Below are 15,201 nucleotides of genomic sequence, written 5' to 3' on the forward strand. Positions count from 1 at the left end.
TTCGCGATCTCCCACAGCCCGTCCGGAACAATCCAACTCCACGTACCCCGCCCCATACGCAGCCCAACGAGCGATCACCACATAGGACACCGTCTAAGTACCCGTCGGCGTATCTGTTCCGGTTCCTGGCCCACCACGGCATGCTCTCGGTCACCGGGTCACCGGTGTGGCGGACCGTCACAGGCGGCTCGAAAACGTACGTCGACCGGATCGTCGCCGGCCTGCACGAGGTACGCGTCGGCACCCCCGTACGGTCAGTGCTCCGGCACACGGACGGCGTGGACGTGACCACCTCCGACGGCACCACCGCCTCCTACGACCACATCGTCATCGCCACCCACCCCGACCAGGCGCTGCACCTGCTCGCCGACGCCGCCCCGGACGAGAAGGAGATCCTCGGCGCCTTCCGCTACTCCCGCAACGCCACCCTGCTGCACACCGACACGTCCCTGCTGCCGCGGGCGAGCGGGGCCCGCGCCTCCTGGAACTACCTGATGCCAGGCTGCCTGGCCGGTGCCGACCGGGTGCGGGTGAGCTACGACATGAACCGGCTGCAACGCCTGGATGCCGCCCAGACCTACCTCGTCACCCTCGGCGGCCAGGACCGCGTCGATCCGGACCTGGTGCTGGCCCGCATGACCTACGAACATCCCGTCTACACGCCCGAGCCGGTCGCCGCCCAGTGGCGCCTGCCCGAACTGAACACCGTCGTCACCGCCTTCGCGGGTGCCTATCACGGCTGGGGGTTCCACGAAGACGGCTGCCGCAGCGGCGTCCAGGCCGCCGCCGCCCTGGGAGTGAGCTGGTGACCGTTTCCCCCGGCAGGCGACCGGCACGGCCGGGACCACCGGCCCTGTACCCGTGCACGATCATGCACGTACGCCGGGCACCCCAGCGATACACGTTGCGGCACCGCACCTACCTGTGGCTTGTCGATATCGACGACCTGCCCGTGCTGCCGCGTCCGCTCGCCCGTATCAGCGCCCGCGACCACTTCACGGGCCGTGCCCCGTCGATCAGGGCCGCCCTCGACGGCTTCCTGGACGAGCATGGCATCGATCTGCGCGGCGGCCGGGTGCTGATGCTCGCCCACGCGCGGATCCTCGGACACATCTTCAACCCGCTGACCCTGTACTGGTGCTACCGCCCCGACGGCGGCCTGCGCTGTGTGGTGGCGGAGGTCCACAACACCTACGGCGAGCGTCACGCCTACCTGCTGCGCCCCGACACGGCCGGCACCGCAACCGCCGCCAAAGCCTTCTTCGTATCGCCGTTCAACCCGGTGGACGGCCACTACGAGATGCGGCTTCCGCCCCCCGGTGAGCACTTGCGCCTGTCCATACGGCTGCAGCGGCCCGGCAGCCCCCCTTCACGGCAGCTGTCCACGGCAGGCGCCGCGAGGCGACGGCCCCGGTCTTGCTGGGCCTGGCCCTGCGCCATCCCTGGTCGACCCTGAGGGTGTCGGCCGCCATCCGCTTCCACGGCATCCGCCTGTTTCTGCGGGGCCTGCCGGTGCAGCCGCGCCCGGGCCACCGCGCCCCGGAGAGTGCGTCATGACCCAAGTCGAACCCCGTCCCACCGCCCGCCACCGCCCCGGCAGCCAGCGGACCGCGCCCGTCGACGCCGACCGCTGGCCCGATGTGGCCGCCGTACCCCGGGCGTCCTGGCCGGTACGGGCCGTCACCGCGTCCGTACTGGAACGCGCCCTGCGGCGACTGCCCCTGCGCGTGCGGTTCGCCGAAGGAGCCACCCTCGGCCTGAGCGGCCCGCTGATAGAGGTGCACGATGCGAAGGCGTTCTTCTCCCGCATCGGGACCTGCGGGCTCATCGGGTTCGGTGAGTCGTACATGGCCGGCGAGTGGGATGCACCCGATCCGGTCGGTGCGCTCACTGTGCTCGCCGCCCATGTCGCCGACTTGATTCCGGCCCCGTTGCAGCGGCTGCGCGGCCTGTGGGCGCAGCGGCAGCCCCCCGCGCAGCGCAACACGCCGCACGGGTCGCGCAGCAACATCAGCCGTCACTACGACCTGTCAAATGACCTCTTCGCACTATTCCTGGACGAGACGCTCAGCTACTCCTCGGCCGTGTTCCGTGGCTTTCCCGCCGACTGGTCGCTGCTGGCCGCCGCCCAGCACCGCAAGATCGACCGGCTGCTCGACCTGGCCGGTGTCCGCGAGGGCAGCCGTGTGCTGGAGACCGGCACGGGCTGGGGTGAACTCGCCCTGCGGGCCGCCGCCCGTGGCGCGCACGTCACCTCGCTCACCTTGTCCACGGAACAACGCGCACTGGCCCTGAACCGCATGTGCGAGGCGGGACTCGCCGACCGGGTCTCGATCGAACTGTGCGACTACCGGGAGGCACGCGGCACGTACGACGCGATCGTCAGTGTGGAGATGATCGAGGCCGTCGGCGCCGAGTTCTGGCCCGTCTACTTCCGCATCCTCGACGAGCGCCTGGCACCGGGCGGCCGGGTGGCGCTTCAGGCCATCACCATGCCGCATGAACGGATGCTGGCCAGCCGTGACACCCACACGTGGATCCAGAAGTACATCTTCCCCGGCGGCCTGATCCCCTCCCCCCAGGCCATCGAACAAGCGGTTCGTGAGCACACACGGGCCTGGACGTGGCCGCCCGGGACGGCTTCGGCGCGCACTACGCCGAAACGCTGCGCCTGTGGCGAGAGCGGTTCACCGACCGCGCCGACGAGGTCGCCGCCCTCGGCTTCGACGAGACGTTCCGCCGGCTGTGGACCTTCTACCTGGCCTACTCCGAGGCCGGCTTCCGATCCGGCTACCTGGACGTCCAGCACTACCTGTTCACCAAGGAGAAGTCGGCGCGATGACGACCACCCGCACCCCCGCTCGTACCGGCGCTGCACACCGGCTGGCCGCCCTTGCCGAGGACGCGCTCGGCGGTCCACTGCCGGTGCGGCTGCGTACCTGGGACGGCAGCGAGACCGGACCCGCCGACGCTCCCGTGGTCGTCGTGCGCTCCCGGCGCGCGCTGCGCCGCCTGCTGTGGCAGCCCGGTGAACTCGGCCTCGCCCAGGCATACGTCACCGGCGAACTCGAGGTGGAGGGCGATCTGGCCCAGGGGCTGCACGCTATGTGGGCCGCCGTGCGGGAGCGGGGCCTGCACGCGCCCCGGCTTTCCCCGACCGACTGGACGCGCGCCGTTGCTGAGGCGGTGCGGCTCGGCGCCGTCGGCCCGCGCCCGCCCGCCCCCGCCACTCAGGCACGACTGCGCGGCGGCCTGCACAGCAAGGCCCGCGACCGAGCAGCGATCAGCCACCACTACGACCTGTCCAACGACTTCTACCGTCTGCTGCTCGACGAGACGATGGCCTACTCCTGCGGCTACTGGACGAACGAAAAGCCCGAGGCCGACCCGGCCAAGGCGCAGCGCGCGAAGCTGGGGCTGATCTGCCGCAAGCTCGGCCTCGTGCCCGGAGCCCGGCTGCTGGACATCGGCTGCGGCTGGGGGTCACTGACCCTGTACGCGGCCGAGCAGCACAAGACGCAGGTCACCGCCGTCACCCTGGCCCGGCAGCAGGCCGCGTACGTGCGCGAGCAGGTCCGTGTCCGGGGGCTGGAGCACCGGGTGGAGGTGGTGTGCCAGGACTACCGGGACATCACCGGCTCCACCTACGACGCCGTCGCCACCATCGAGATGGGCGAGCACGTCGGAGACGACGAATACCCCGCCTTCGCCGCCTCCCTGCACCGGCTGGTCCGCCCCCAGGGGCGCGTGCTGGTCCAGCAGATGTCCCGCGGCGCGAGCGCCCCAGGTGGGGGTGCGTTCATCGAGGCGTACATCGCCCCGGACATGCACATGCGGCCCATGGGCGAGACCGTCGGCTTGCTGGAGGCGGCGGGCCTCGAGGTCCGGTCGGTGGAGTCGCTGCGCGAGCACTACGTGCGCACCATCAACGCCTGGCACCGCACGCTGGAGGAACGGTGGGCGGACTTCGTGCGGCTGGTGGGTGAGGAGACGGCCCGGGTGTGGCGGCTGTACCTGGTCGGCGGGGCCCTGGCTTTCGAGGAGCGGCGCATGGGGGTGGACCAGTTCCTCGCCGTACGCCCTGGAGCCACGGGCGGCAGCGGTCTGACCGGGGCGGAAGCGGCCGCCTGGTACCAGCTTCGGGAGGAGCAGTGACTGCGTTCACCTGGGACGCGTTCACTGCCAACCTCGGATGGGCCGCGGCAACGTCCCTGGCGGTCATGCTCGGCACCTTCGCCATCGCCTGGAACCTGGGCGTGCACCGTGTCGTCGGCATCGCCTGGGGGGTGGCCTTCGCAGCCGTGGGCGTGGTGACCTTCGGCCTCTCCGGGGGCCAGGGTGATCCGGGCCGGCGCGTGCTGGTGACCGTCCTGACCGTCGTATGGGGGCTGAGGCTCGCGGCGCACATCGCGCGCCGGGGCAGCGGCCACGGCGAGGACCCGCGGTATGAGGCGATGCTGGCCCGCGCGCGAGGCAACCGGAATCTGTACGCCCTGCGGATAATCTACCTGTTGCAGGGGGCCCTGGTGTGGCTGGTGTCCCTGCCGGTGCAAGCGGCCCAGTATGCGCCCCGGCCGCTGTCCGCCCTGGCCTTCGCCGGCTCGGCCGTCTGGGTTGTCGGGCTGTTCTTCGAGACCGTGGGCGACGCCCAGCTGGCCCGTTTCAAGGCGAACCCGGCCAACCGTGGCCGGATCATGGACCAGGGTCTGTGGCGGTGGACCCGGCACCCGAACTACTTCGGGGACTTCTGCGTCTGGTGGGGCCTGTTCCTCGTGGGGTGCGACGGCGCATGGCAGGCCGCTGTCGTGTCCGTCGTCTCACCGCTGGTGATGAGTGGACTGCTGATCAGCGGAAGCGGGAAACGGCTGCTGTAGCGGCACATGGCCGGCCGTCCTGGGTGGGACGCGTAGGTGGCCCGCACCAGCGGCTTCTTCCCTCGGCCGCCGCGTCGAGGCTGAGAACCGCGTGGGAAGCCCGGGCCACAGGCGGGTGGGCTTCCCACGCGGACCCTCACGCCGGCACGCCGAGCAGGGCGACCGGCGTCGAGGTCGGCTGCTTCGATCCACCGGTCGGCTCCACCGTGATGCCGACTCCGGAGGCACCGTCGACCGCACCCTGCATCAGCACGGCCTGGCTACTGCGGTCGGGGTCCATCAGGCCGGCGGAGCGCATCTTCCCACCGTCGGCGAACCACAGCTGGTACACCTTGCCCCGCGGCGGCGCCGACATCCCCGAGGCGACGAACACGGCCCGGTCCCGGCCGGCGGAAACCACCAGGGTGCCCGCACCGCCCGCCACCCTCACCGAACGAGACTTGGCATCAGGCGCGGCCAGCACCTCCGCCAGGTCCGTGACGTGCCGCTGCGCCTGGGCGGCCGCGCGTGATGCGTCCTGGGCACGTTCGTACTGCCACACGGCGATTCCACCGAACGCGGCAGCGGCGGCCACACTCGCGGCCAGCGCCCACCGGGCCAGGCCACGCCCCCGGCGTGCGCCACGGCGCACCCGCTCCAGCGGGGCGGCCCCAGGCGGCACCTGCCGCACGGTCGTGATGTGCTGCAGTACCTGCTCTCGCATCACGGGGCGCGCGCGCACCGTGGAAGCCAGGGCCAGACGTCCGGCAGTGGCGGTGAATTCGGCGACCTCCTGCTGGCAGGCGTCACAGCCGGCCAGGTGACACTCGAAGGCGGCCCGTTCCTCACCGTCCAGCGCGTGCACGGCGTAGGCGCCGGTCAGCGCGTGCAGATCGGTCGTGGTCATGCGGTCACCCCCAGGCAGTCGCGGAGCCGGATGAGCCCGTCGCGCAGCCGGGTCTTCACGGTCCCGAGCGGCAGGGCGAGTGCTTCGGCGACCTCCCGGTAGGTCAGCCCCCGGTAGTAGGCGAGCGTGACCGACTGGCGCTGCAGCTCGGTCAGGGTGCGCATGCAGCGCCTCACCTGCTCCTGCTCCAGCCGCGTTTCCACCTGCTCGGTCACCTCGTCGTATGCCGGCTGATGCTCAAGCAACGCAGCCTTGGTGTCACGGGCCGCCGCGGCCTCCACCGAGCGGACCCGGTCCACCGCCCGCCGGTGGGCGAGGGTGAGGATCCAGTTCATGGCCGTGCCACGTTCGGGCCGGTAGCGGGGAGCGGTGCGCCACACCTCCACCAGCACCTCCTGCGCCACCTCCTCCGACTGCGCCTGATCACGCAGAACCGCACGGGCGACCCCGAGGACGGAGCCGGCCACGACGTCATAGACCGCGGCGAAAGCCTCCTGATCACCCAGCGCCACCTCCTGGACCAGCTGTTGCAGATCAGGTTTGGCGGTCGGATTACTGCCGATATAAACCGGTTCCTTCACAATGGCTCTCCCATCGGCACGGTGGGGCGGAACAGCCCTGGGTAATCCGAGGCCAGGCGAGCTGAGGATTGGTCGCATACGTGCGACGCCGGCGCGTCTCGCCGATATCACCACCCGGCCAAGAGTCGCCCACCGGCCGCTGGGCAGGTCGCCGTCTGGCCACCGCCCGGAAGAAGCCTCCCCACGCCCCTATCGCTGGCGCCACTGGGGCAGGACGCAGGAGAGGCGGCACGACGGTTCAATGCGTGCACCGGCCTGCGGGTCGTGCCGTGTCGTCACACGGGAGTGACGTTCTCGGCCTGGGGGCCTTCGGGTCCTTGTGAGATGTCGAAGCGGACCTTCTCGCCTTCCTGCAGCTCCCGGTAGCCGGTGGCGACGATGGCCGAACAGTGGACGAACACATCGGGGCCACCATCGTCCTGGGCAACGAAGGCGAAGCCCTTTTCCGCGTTGAACCACTTCACCGTGCCCGTGGCCACGCCTGACTCCTTGACCACGGCGCGCAGCGCGGACGGCTGCGCACTGCTGTGTGGAGCGATCATTACGCTCGAGTGCGGCCGGGCAGAGCGCGAAACGCTTCTTCACGGCACCGGGGGTCCGCCCGCTCACACGTCCCTCCCCTCGCCGATCCACTTGTAGCAGTAGGGGCGGAAGCGGACACGGCCAGTCTCCGCACCAGCAGGCCGGGGATGCTATCCACCGGCTTCTCCTTTTCGACCGTGAGCGACAGCTCCTGGTCGGCAGCACTCATCTTCCCCGGATTGCCGAACACACACAGACGCGCCGCACCTCACGACGAACGGTCCCCGCCGGTCAGCCTGTCCGGATCAAACGCCAACAGGCACGTGCGGGTCGTTTCCGCGTATCGGCTGACCCTTGACTTCCCCGAGCGGAAGACGTTGAGCCGCGTGCCCGCCACGCGTAGAGGCGGACCAGGCGGTGCGAGGGGTGAAGCCTGCTCTTGAGCTGCGATCCATGACGCCCCAGACCCAGCCTCTGACTCCCCGCGAAGCCTTCGAGCTGCTGGTTGCCGGCAATCAGCGCTTCACCGCGGGTACCCCTGAGCACCCGAACCAGGACGCCGCCCGCCGTGCGCTGCGCCCGTGGCAGCGACGGCCTGGGCCTTCATCTGCCTGCGGCCCGCATGCCAGTCGGAGGCCCCACGCGGTGCGGCTGTCGTCTTGCTCCGGTCGGCGACAGGATCCGTCCGGCGATTGCGGGATCAGCCGATATCGGGAATTCCGCGTACTCGACCCGCGTGACGTACCGCAGACGTACAGTGAGCGGCACGTCTGCAGGGACCTATTCCGCGAGGGGACGCGAGTGAGCGCGAAGGACGAGTATCCACAGCAGAGCAGCACCCGGACAGCGGCGATCCCACGCAGCATCGCCGCTATCACCGACGCGCTCCCCCCTGCCCGGCGCGATGAGTTTCACGCTGTCGTGCGCCATGCTCGACAGGGAGCCGAACTGGATGCTGCGCTGATGACGTGGTGGCTCGAAGCGATGTTTGAAACGGTGCCGGGCCGGGACCAGCGTCTGGATGACACAGTCGCGGGCGTAGGACTCGTCGAGCTCGAGCCGGAGACGGAAGAGCGATGAATCCGGGGTCAAAGGGGTGGACCGCAGTCGCGCAGATCACTGCGTCGAAAGTGCTCAGTCAGATGCGCGCCTCAGGCTTCGTGGATCTACACGACAATATCGTGCGGTTCTTGAATGCCCTGGCGCTGGAAGTCGGCAGTGCAGTCGAATCCGGCAATCCGCCACCAGGGCTGCCCATGACCATTCGCGGTGTCACTTGGTACAGCATGGCCGTGTTCAACGATCCCGTGTTTTTCAACTACAGCATTTATCCGGACGAACTCCAGATCAGGGTGTGCGATCTCATCTGGGTGATCACCACCGAGTAGCTGTCGGACGACGGGACACCTTCTCGCGCGCCTCAGGCCGGGGGCGGCGCTTCTTCGACTGAGGCGTACAGCGGCAGGACGGATGTCGGATGGGTGACGTCCGGGATGCGCCGGACCCTTGGTTGCAGGCCGGTCGGTCCGAAGCGGTGTCCGGAGTCCGAGCGGCGTCGGCGGAGGGGACGAAGGCGCCCAGTGCACTCGTCGCAGAAGTCGGCCTCGCTCAGCTCCAGGATCAACAGGGGCACCGCCTGCACTTCTTCGGCCGCGAAGTGCCCGAGCAGTTGGGCAGTGGTGTGGTGGTCGATGGGGCCACTCACCGGACGACTGTGTGACCTGCGCCGCGGCGTGAGACGAGAGTGAGCGTGGGGCCTGTGGGCGCCAGGCTGTCGGTGACCTCCAGGACGACGCGCTCACCGCTTCGTCGCAGTTCGACGCGTAAGGGAGTTCCTGTGCCGCACGGTGTTGGCCAACTCGTCGCCAGGAGCATGAGGTCGTTCGCCACATGCGGGTGACCCCATACCCGCATCGTTCGGGACACGGAATCACGGGCGTCGACACCGCCGCGGATACTGAAGGATATTCACGGGTCACCGTCACCGCTTGGTGCGAGGCATCCTCGAGCTGGTGCGGGCATAGCAGGGCGATGTCGTCGTCGTGCTGTCCGTCGGGCAGGGTGGCAAGCCGGGAATCGCAGTCGGCCTCGATCTCGCCGACCGGGCCGGCCAGCAGTTCGCCCAGCGGCCGCAGACCGTCGTATGTGGAGCGCCCCCGGCGTTCGACGAGACCGTCGGTGTACAGCAGCAGCCGCGCCCCGGGAAGGAGATCGACCTCTTGCTGCGGGTAGCGCCCGATAGTTCTTCGACCGCTTGGCCACAGCGTGGTCCCGGGTGGGGACCAGGGTGCCGTCCACGATGAGCACGGTGTCCTTGGCGAACCGTTTGCGGGGCTGGAGGGCGAACATGGGCCCGAGGTGGTCGGTGATCGGGTCTGCCGCCGACTTCGACACCCCGAACAGCGGGGCGAGCTGCCGCGTCGTGAGGTTCGTTCGCCAGTCCGCCGCAAGCGGCAGGGCTCGGCCCTCCAGCGGAAGACTCCACGGCCGGCCCCTGCGGACCGCGCCCGCACCCTCGCGTCGCAGCACCGTCACCGGCTTCCCGAACTGCCGCGAGCTGAGCCCGGTGAACGGAGCTAGCCAGGGAGCACCGACGCCGTGATCACACCAGCCACGCCAAGATCATCCCAGGCCGGTCAGGGTGCCTTCTCCGAGTCGACGAACTGAAGAGGGATGATGGAGCAAGACGAGGTCCTGTGAATCGCGGTGACGTTTCTCGCGCACAGCCAACGCGATGACGAGCCGCCTCTCGCCATCGACCCAGGCGGGCCCGTGGAAGCAACGGGCTCCTCATCGTGCCTTACGACTCTGTGCAGTACCTCACTTCGCGTGATGTGAGAGAGCAGCTGTTGGACTGCTGGCCCATCCTCGTCGACCTTGAACGCGGAGACGTGCGCTTCGGGACCCTGGACGAGCGACATCTGTGGAGGAGCCCGAGCGCCTTAGGGCTGTTCCGCAACCACAGTGACGGGACAGCCCTCAGCCGCCGTCCACCCAGGCCCCTTCATCCGCCGCCGGCTCGGGCGGTATGAGCAACGAGGCATCAAGATTGTCGGCGCTCCCTTCACACGAGAGCCTGGAGAGCGGCCCAGCAGCGAGATCCGGACCATGCGCGGACCAGAAGGCCGCTCGTGTCTCCTTCCAGAAAGTTGTCGCAGGTCAGGAGCGTTGATCAAGCCTGTACCACCAGCAGACGAAGAACCTCCTGGTGTCGTACTCGCCGAAGAAGCTGGGCTTCTTCTAGACACGGGGAACGGGGGCGCCTGCCCCGGGAAGACATCCGTCGGGCGCCCCTGCCGGGCGTGCCCTGGGCGCCGCCGTGCCGGAGCGGACGGCCGTGCTCCCGGCCGCGCCGCCGGCAGGGGGCCCGCATCGAGGAGGCGGACGGGACTCCGACCGCCTCAGCCCGCGGCCTTCTCCCACACGGACACGTGCTGCCGGCTCTCGCTGGTGAACGGCTCGCGCGTCCACCCGTCCCACCGCTCCCGCAGCCGCATCCCGGCCAGCCGGGCCATGAGGTCCAGCTCGGCGGGCCAGACGTAGCGGAACGGGACGGCCAGGTGGCTGCCGCGGCCGTCCTGGACGGAGACGTGGTGCGAGCTGACGGACTGGCTGGCCACGTCGTACAGGTCGAAGCCGAGCCGCCCTTCACCCACCCGGAACGGCACGGCGTTCTGCCCCGGCGGCAGCCGCCGCAGATCGGGCACGGCGACCTCGATGACGAAACAGCCGCCGGGCTCCAGGTGGGCGGCGGCGTTGCGGAAGCAGTCCACCTGGGCGTCCTGCGAGGTCAGATTCATGATCGTGTTGTAGACGAGGTAGGCGACCGAGAACGTCCCGCCGACCTCGGCGGTCGCGAAGTCCCCGATCGTGACACCGATCCCGTCCCCGCCGGGCTTGGCCCGCAGCCGCTCGACCATCGCCCGGGACATGTCGATGCCGTGCACCTGGACGCCACGCGCCGCGAGCGGCAGGGCGACCCGCCCGGTCCCGATCCCGAACTCCAGCGCCCGCCCTCCGTCCCCGGCCAGCTCCGCCAGCAGATCCACGGCGGGCCCCACGACCCGCTGGTCGAACATCTCCGCCGACGACTCGTCGTACGACGCGGCGACGGACTCCCCGAAGTAACCGTCTTCATCGAGCATGCCGCCACGGTACGGCGATCGTCCTACCGGAGCCCTGCATTTTCCGGGGGCCCGACACCGGTACCGGGCGAACGGACGCCCCCTGCCGGGCCGCGGCGGGGTGACACCCGCTGCGACCAGGTGAGGCGGCGTCCATGCCGGTGACGCATGGACGCGTCCGCGCGGGCATTTCGCGGGCCGCCGGGGCATCGTTAGCCTCGACGGTGTGAACCATCCCGAACACGCTGCGAGGACGAAGATGAGCACAGGGCTGTCCCGGCAGGAATGCGCGGTCACCGTGCTGGGCGGTCCGACTGCCGTCATCGACATCGGCGGCCTGCGGATCGTCAGCGATCCGACCTTCGACGACGCGGGTCCCCACGGGTACCTCACCAAGACCGCCGGGCCCGCCGCAGGCGAGGACGCGGTGGGACCGGTCGACGCCGTCCTGGTCAGCCACGAAGCCCACCCGGACAACCTCGACGGGCGGGGCCGCGCGTTCGCGCAGAGCGCCCCGCTGGTGCTCACCGGGCCGCTCGCGGCGGAGCGGCTCGGCTCACCCGCCGTCGGCCTCTCCCCGTGGACCGGCCACCGCCTGCCCCGGCCGGACGGCGGCGGCGATCTGACCGTACTGGCCGTCCCCGCCGTGCACGGACCCGAGGACGGCGAACGCGACGCGGACGGCAACGTCAACTGCGAGGTCATCGGGTTCGTGCTGTCCGGGCAGGGGCTCCCGACCGTGTACGTCAGCGGCGACAACGCCTCGATGCGCACGGTCGCGGAGATCTCCCGCCGGGTGCCCGGCATCGACGCGGCCGTCCTGCACGCGGGAGCGGCACGCGTGCCGGCGAAGTTCGACGGGCGTCCCCTGTCCCTGGACAGCCGCCGGGCCGCCGCCGCTGCCGCCGTCCTGGGGGTGCGGACGGTCGTACCGGCCCACTACGACGGCTGGGCCCACTTCTCCGAAGGGCTGTCCGAGATCGAACTGGCCTTCCACGAGGCCGGCCTCTCCTCCCTGCTGCGGGTCGCACCCCACGGCACGTGGGTGCCGCTGGCCCGCTGAGCCCCGCGACCACGTCGTCGCTCTCAGCGCCGGTGTGCGGGGCCTGCCGCGGGTAGTTCGGCGGTGACGAGGAGACCGCCGACGGCGCGCGGGGTGAGGGTGAGTGTCCCGTCGTGCGCGTGCGTGATGGTCCGGGCGATCGCCAGGCCGAGGCCGACGCCCGCGTGGTCGGTGCGGACGCGTTCGGTGCCCCGCTGGAACGGTTCGGTGAGCGTCGGGATCAGCTGCGGGTCGAGCTTCTCGCCCGTGTTCTCCACGGTGAGCACCACGGTCCGGGGGCCGACGCCGGTGCTGACCCGGACGGCGCCCTGGTCCGGCAGGTTGTGGACGATCGCGTTGTGCACCAGGTTCACGGTCAGCTGGAGCAGGAGCGCCCGCGACCCGCTCGTGGGGGTGATGTCGCCGCCGGTCTCGATGGTGACGCCGTGCTTCTCGGCGAGGGGGAGAAGTGTCTCGGTGGCTTCTTCCGCCACCAGGGACAGGTCGACGGGTTCCCGGGTGAAGGACCGCTGTTCGGCGCGGCTGAGCAGGAGCAGTGCCTCGGTGAGGTCGATCGCCCGGGTGTTGACGGCGTGGAGGCGGTCGACGAGTTCGCCGGTGTCTCGGCCCGGATCGGTGCGGGCCACGTCGAGAAGCGCCTTCGAGATGGCCAGCGGGGTGCGCAACTCGTGAGAGGCGTTGGCCACGAACCTCTGCTGTTCGGCGACGTGCGTCTCGATCCGGGCGAGCATCGTGTCGAAGGCGTCGGCGAGTTCGCGGAACTCGTCCTCGCGGCCCGGCAGCCGGATGCGGTGGGAGAGCGATCCGTGCGTGGCCCTGCGTGTGGCGTCGGTGATCCGGCTCAGGGGGGCGAGCATGCGCCCGGCGAGGATCCATCCCCCCACGAGTCCGAAGACCAGCAGGAAGACCAGTACCGCGGCGGCCGACGGCGCGAAGGCGCGCAGGAGGCCGGACCGGACGGGGAAGACACCGTGCGTGGGGGTGTCGCTGCTGACGAGGAGCGCGCGCTCGGGGACGTACCGCAGCAGGAACAGCCACACGGCGGCGAGCAGCAAGGCACCCGCGACCATGAGGAATCCGGCGTAGCTGAGGGCGAGTCTGAGGCGGACGCTCGTCCCGGGCGCTCTATCCACGGTCCGGCCCTTCGGACACGGCCCCCGGTGGCGTGTCGATGCGGTAGCCGGCGCCCGGCACGGTGGCGATGGCCCACGGTTCGCCGAGACGCTTGCGCAGGGCCGACACGGTGATGCGCACGGCGTTGGTGAAGGGGTCGGCGTTCTCGTCCCACGCGCGTTCCAGGAGTTCCTCGGCGCTGACGACACCGCCTTCGGCCGCGACGAGGACTTCGAGCACCGCGAACTGCTTCCGGGTCAGCGCGACGTAGCGGCCGTCCCGGTGCACCTCGCGGCGGAACGGGTCCAGCCGCAGCCCCGCGATCTCCCGCACGGGCGGCCTGTTGTGGGCGCGCCTGCGGTCGAGTGCCCTGAGCCTGAGCACGAGTTCGCGGAGGTCGAAGGGTTTGGTGAGGTAGTCGTCGGCGCCGAGTCCGAACCCCGAGGCCTTGTCGTCCAGGCGGTCGGCGGCGGTGAGCATGAGGATCGGCATGCCGCTGCCGGAGGCGACGACGCGCCGGGCGATCTCGTCACCGGAAGGCCCGGGGATGTCGCGGTCGAGTACGGCGATGTCGTAGGTGTGGGTGCCCAGCATGCCCAGCGCGGTGTCGCCGTCGCCCGCGAGGTCGGCCGCGATCGCCTCCAGACGCAGGCCGTCGCGGATGGCTTCCGCCATGTACGGTTCGTCCTCGACGATCAGCACGCGCATGCACGTGATGCTATGACCCGGCCCCTATCGTCGGCGTATGGAAAAACGCATACGAGCAGGCAACACCGCGTTCCCTTGACTGGTGGCATGCGCCGAACCGCACCATCAGCAGGAACGACGGAACACGAGGCCGGGCAGGGCGGCGCCGGCCGCCGGGATCCCGGCGCCGGGCCCCGGCGGGCACGCATCCGCCGGGCGGTGCGTGCCGCCTCCCGGCCGGGGCCCTGGAAGCGCGGGCCGGTGCTCGCGGGGGCGGCGGTGCTGCTCGGCCTGGTCCTGCTGCTGCACGCGCGGATCACGGACCGCGGCGGCCTCGGCAGCCTGGTGGAGACCTTCCTGCCGTGGTTCGGCCTGCCCGTCCCCGTCTTGCTCACCGGCGCGCTGTGGCGTCGGTCCCCCTCCGCGGTGGTCGCGCTGCTGCTTCCGGTCGTGGTGTGGCTGCACCTCTTCGGCGGGCTGCTCGGCGACAGGTCCCGCCCGGGCGGCGAGCTCACCGTGGCCGAGCACAACGTCGGCGACGCCAACCCCGACCCGGCCGGCACCGCCCGCCACCTGGCCGCCTCCGGTGCGGACGTGCTGGCCCTGGTGGAACTCACCGAGCGGGCCCGGGGCACCTACGAGAAGGAACTGGCGCGGGCGTACCCGTACCACACGGTGCGGGGCACGGTCGGGCTGTGGAGCAAGCTGCCGCTGTCGGACACCCGGCCGGTCGACGTCAAGATGGACTACGGGCCGCTGGGGGACACCAAACCGGCCGCCGTCAAGATGACCTACAACCGGGCGCTGCGCACCACGGTGGCCACGGACCGGGGTCCGCTGGCGGTGTACGTGGCCCATCTGGGCTCCGTACGCGTGCTGCCCAGGAGGGGCTTCTGGACGGACAGCCGGGACCGCGGCGCGAAGGCGCTCGCCGAGGCCCTCGCCGCCGAGCGGAACGAGCGGGTGGTGCTGCTCGGCGACCTGAACGGCACCGTGGACGACCGCGCGCTCGCCGGCGTCACCTCGCGGATGCGGTCGGCCCAGGCGGAGGCCGGGAACGGCTTCGGTTTCACCTGGCCGGCGAGGTTCCCCGTGGCGCGGATCGACCAGGTCCTGGTCCGCGGCGTGCGGCCGGACAGTGCCTGGGTGCTGCCGGCCACCGGCAGCGACCACCTGCCGGTGGCCGCCAGGATCAGCTGGTGAACACACGGCAGGACCGGTGAGCCGAGGCCCGGCGCCGCAGCGCCGATGCTGATGCTCCGGGTCACCCGGCCGGTGATCCTCGCACACCGGTGCCGGTGCGTCCGGCCGCTCTGCGCGACCGGCGCGCACAGGTGCGCCGGTCGCGCCA

At 70.7% G+C, this 15,201-nt stretch carries 12 protein-coding genes and 7 pseudogenes; 10 read left to right on the plus strand and 9 right to left on the minus strand.

Features of this window, described 5'->3' with window-relative positions; genetic code table 11:
* Window positions 1-86: 86 nt before the first annotated feature.
* From ACZ5DC_RS35630 to ACZ5DC_RS35650, 5 genes and pseudogenes are all read left to right on the plus strand, one after another.
* Window positions 87-809, plus strand: a pseudogene (locus ACZ5DC_RS35630) (NAD(P)/FAD-dependent oxidoreductase); the annotation flags it as partial.
* Window positions 810-871: 62 nt separating this feature from the next.
* A pseudogene (locus ACZ5DC_RS35635) lies at window positions 872-1,557 on the plus strand (DUF1365 domain-containing protein).
* Window positions 1,554-2,842, plus strand: a pseudogene (locus ACZ5DC_RS35640) (class I SAM-dependent methyltransferase). The pseudogenes ACZ5DC_RS35635 and ACZ5DC_RS35640 overlap by 4 nt, the downstream one beginning before the upstream one ends.
* On the plus strand, window positions 2,839-4,155 hold the full coding sequence (locus ACZ5DC_RS35645) for a class I SAM-dependent methyltransferase (protein WP_468659819.1): 1,317 nt from the start codon (window positions 2,839-2,841) through the stop codon (window positions 4,153-4,155). The pseudogene ACZ5DC_RS35640 and the gene ACZ5DC_RS35645 overlap by 4 nt, the downstream one beginning before the upstream one ends.
* Window positions 4,152-4,910: pseudogene (locus ACZ5DC_RS35650) on the plus strand (DUF1295 domain-containing protein). The gene ACZ5DC_RS35645 and the pseudogene ACZ5DC_RS35650 overlap by 4 nt, the downstream one beginning before the upstream one ends.
* Before the next feature lie 100 nt (window positions 4,911-5,010).
* Here ACZ5DC_RS35650 and ACZ5DC_RS35655 read toward each other — a convergent pair.
* From ACZ5DC_RS35655 to ACZ5DC_RS35665, 3 genes are all read right to left on the minus strand, one after another.
* Window positions 5,011-5,760, minus strand: a complete 750-nt coding sequence (locus ACZ5DC_RS35655) for an anti-sigma factor (protein WP_468659821.1) — start codon at window positions 5,758-5,760, stop codon at window positions 5,011-5,013.
* Window positions 5,757-6,341 (minus strand): sigma-70 family RNA polymerase sigma factor, encoded by a 585-nt coding sequence (locus ACZ5DC_RS35660; RefSeq protein WP_468659823.1) that lies wholly within the window; start codon window positions 6,339-6,341, stop codon window positions 5,757-5,759. Before ACZ5DC_RS35660 ends, ACZ5DC_RS35655 begins: the two co-directional genes overlap by 4 nt.
* Before the next feature lie 275 nt (window positions 6,342-6,616).
* Entirely contained in the window at window positions 6,617-6,820 is a 204-nt protein-coding gene (locus ACZ5DC_RS35665) for a cold-shock protein (protein WP_468659825.1), read from the minus strand.
* A 496-nt stretch (window positions 6,821-7,316) separates the two neighbouring features.
* Between ACZ5DC_RS35665 and ACZ5DC_RS35670 the strand changes: the two are divergent.
* The 3 genes and pseudogenes from ACZ5DC_RS35670 to ACZ5DC_RS35680 all read left to right on the plus strand — a co-directional run.
* A pseudogene (locus ACZ5DC_RS35670) lies at window positions 7,317-7,436 on the plus strand (carbonic anhydrase); the annotation flags it as partial.
* Between the two features lie 228 nt (window positions 7,437-7,664).
* The gene (locus ACZ5DC_RS35675; protein WP_468660046.1) at window positions 7,665-7,943 is read left to right on the plus strand and encodes a hypothetical protein; all 279 of its coding nucleotides are present in this window, start codon (window positions 7,665-7,667) and stop codon (window positions 7,941-7,943) included.
* A 50-nt stretch (window positions 7,944-7,993) separates the two neighbouring features.
* Window positions 7,994-8,251 (plus strand): hypothetical protein, encoded by a 258-nt coding sequence (locus ACZ5DC_RS35680; RefSeq protein ID WP_468659827.1) that lies wholly within the window; start codon window positions 7,994-7,996, stop codon window positions 8,249-8,251.
* 32 nt (window positions 8,252-8,283) lie between these two features.
* Here the strand turns inward: ACZ5DC_RS35680 and ACZ5DC_RS35685 are convergent, their stop codons facing one another.
* From ACZ5DC_RS35685 to ACZ5DC_RS35700, 4 genes and pseudogenes are all read right to left on the minus strand, one after another.
* A complete protein-coding gene (locus ACZ5DC_RS35685; protein WP_468659829.1) occupies window positions 8,284-8,568 on the minus strand; it encodes an STAS domain-containing protein in 285 nt (94 codons plus the stop codon).
* Between the two features lie 373 nt (window positions 8,569-8,941).
* Window positions 8,942-9,127, minus strand: a pseudogene (locus ACZ5DC_RS35690) (SpoIIE family protein phosphatase); the annotation flags it as partial.
* Window positions 9,099-9,478 (minus strand): annotated as a pseudogene (locus tag ACZ5DC_RS35695) (transposase family protein); the annotation flags it as partial. The pseudogenes ACZ5DC_RS35695 and ACZ5DC_RS35690, both read right to left, overlap by 29 nt.
* 786 nt (window positions 9,479-10,264) lie before the next feature.
* Window positions 10,265-11,008: a class I SAM-dependent methyltransferase gene (locus tag ACZ5DC_RS35700; protein WP_468659831.1), complete on the minus strand. Its 744-nt coding sequence runs from the start codon at window positions 11,006-11,008 to the stop codon at window positions 10,265-10,267.
* A gap of 238 nt (window positions 11,009-11,246) precedes the next feature.
* On the opposite strand from ACZ5DC_RS35700, the gene ACZ5DC_RS35705 reads away from it, so the two are divergent.
* Window positions 11,247-12,050: an MBL fold metallo-hydrolase gene (locus ACZ5DC_RS35705; RefSeq protein WP_468659833.1), complete on the plus strand. Its 804-nt coding sequence runs from the start codon at window positions 11,247-11,249 to the stop codon at window positions 12,048-12,050.
* 23 nt (window positions 12,051-12,073) lie between these two features.
* Here ACZ5DC_RS35705 and ACZ5DC_RS35710 read toward each other — a convergent pair whose 3' ends face one another.
* Entirely contained in the window at window positions 12,074-13,183 is a 1,110-nt protein-coding gene (locus ACZ5DC_RS35710) for a sensor histidine kinase (RefSeq protein WP_468659835.1), read from the minus strand.
* Complete coding sequence (locus tag ACZ5DC_RS35715) at window positions 13,176-13,871, minus strand: response regulator transcription factor (RefSeq protein WP_468659837.1); 696 nt, start codon at window positions 13,869-13,871, stop codon at window positions 13,176-13,178. The genes ACZ5DC_RS35710 and ACZ5DC_RS35715 overlap by 8 nt, the downstream gene beginning before the upstream one ends.
* 87 nt (window positions 13,872-13,958) lie before the next feature.
* On the opposite strand from ACZ5DC_RS35715, the gene ACZ5DC_RS35720 reads away from it, so the two are divergent.
* Complete coding sequence (locus tag ACZ5DC_RS35720; RefSeq protein WP_468659839.1) at window positions 13,959-15,053, plus strand: endonuclease/exonuclease/phosphatase family protein; 1,095 nt, start codon at window positions 13,959-13,961, stop codon at window positions 15,051-15,053.
* Window positions 15,054-15,201: the final 148 nt, after the last annotated feature.

This window comes from Streptomyces sp. NPDC031445 (genome assembly GCF_055581365.1).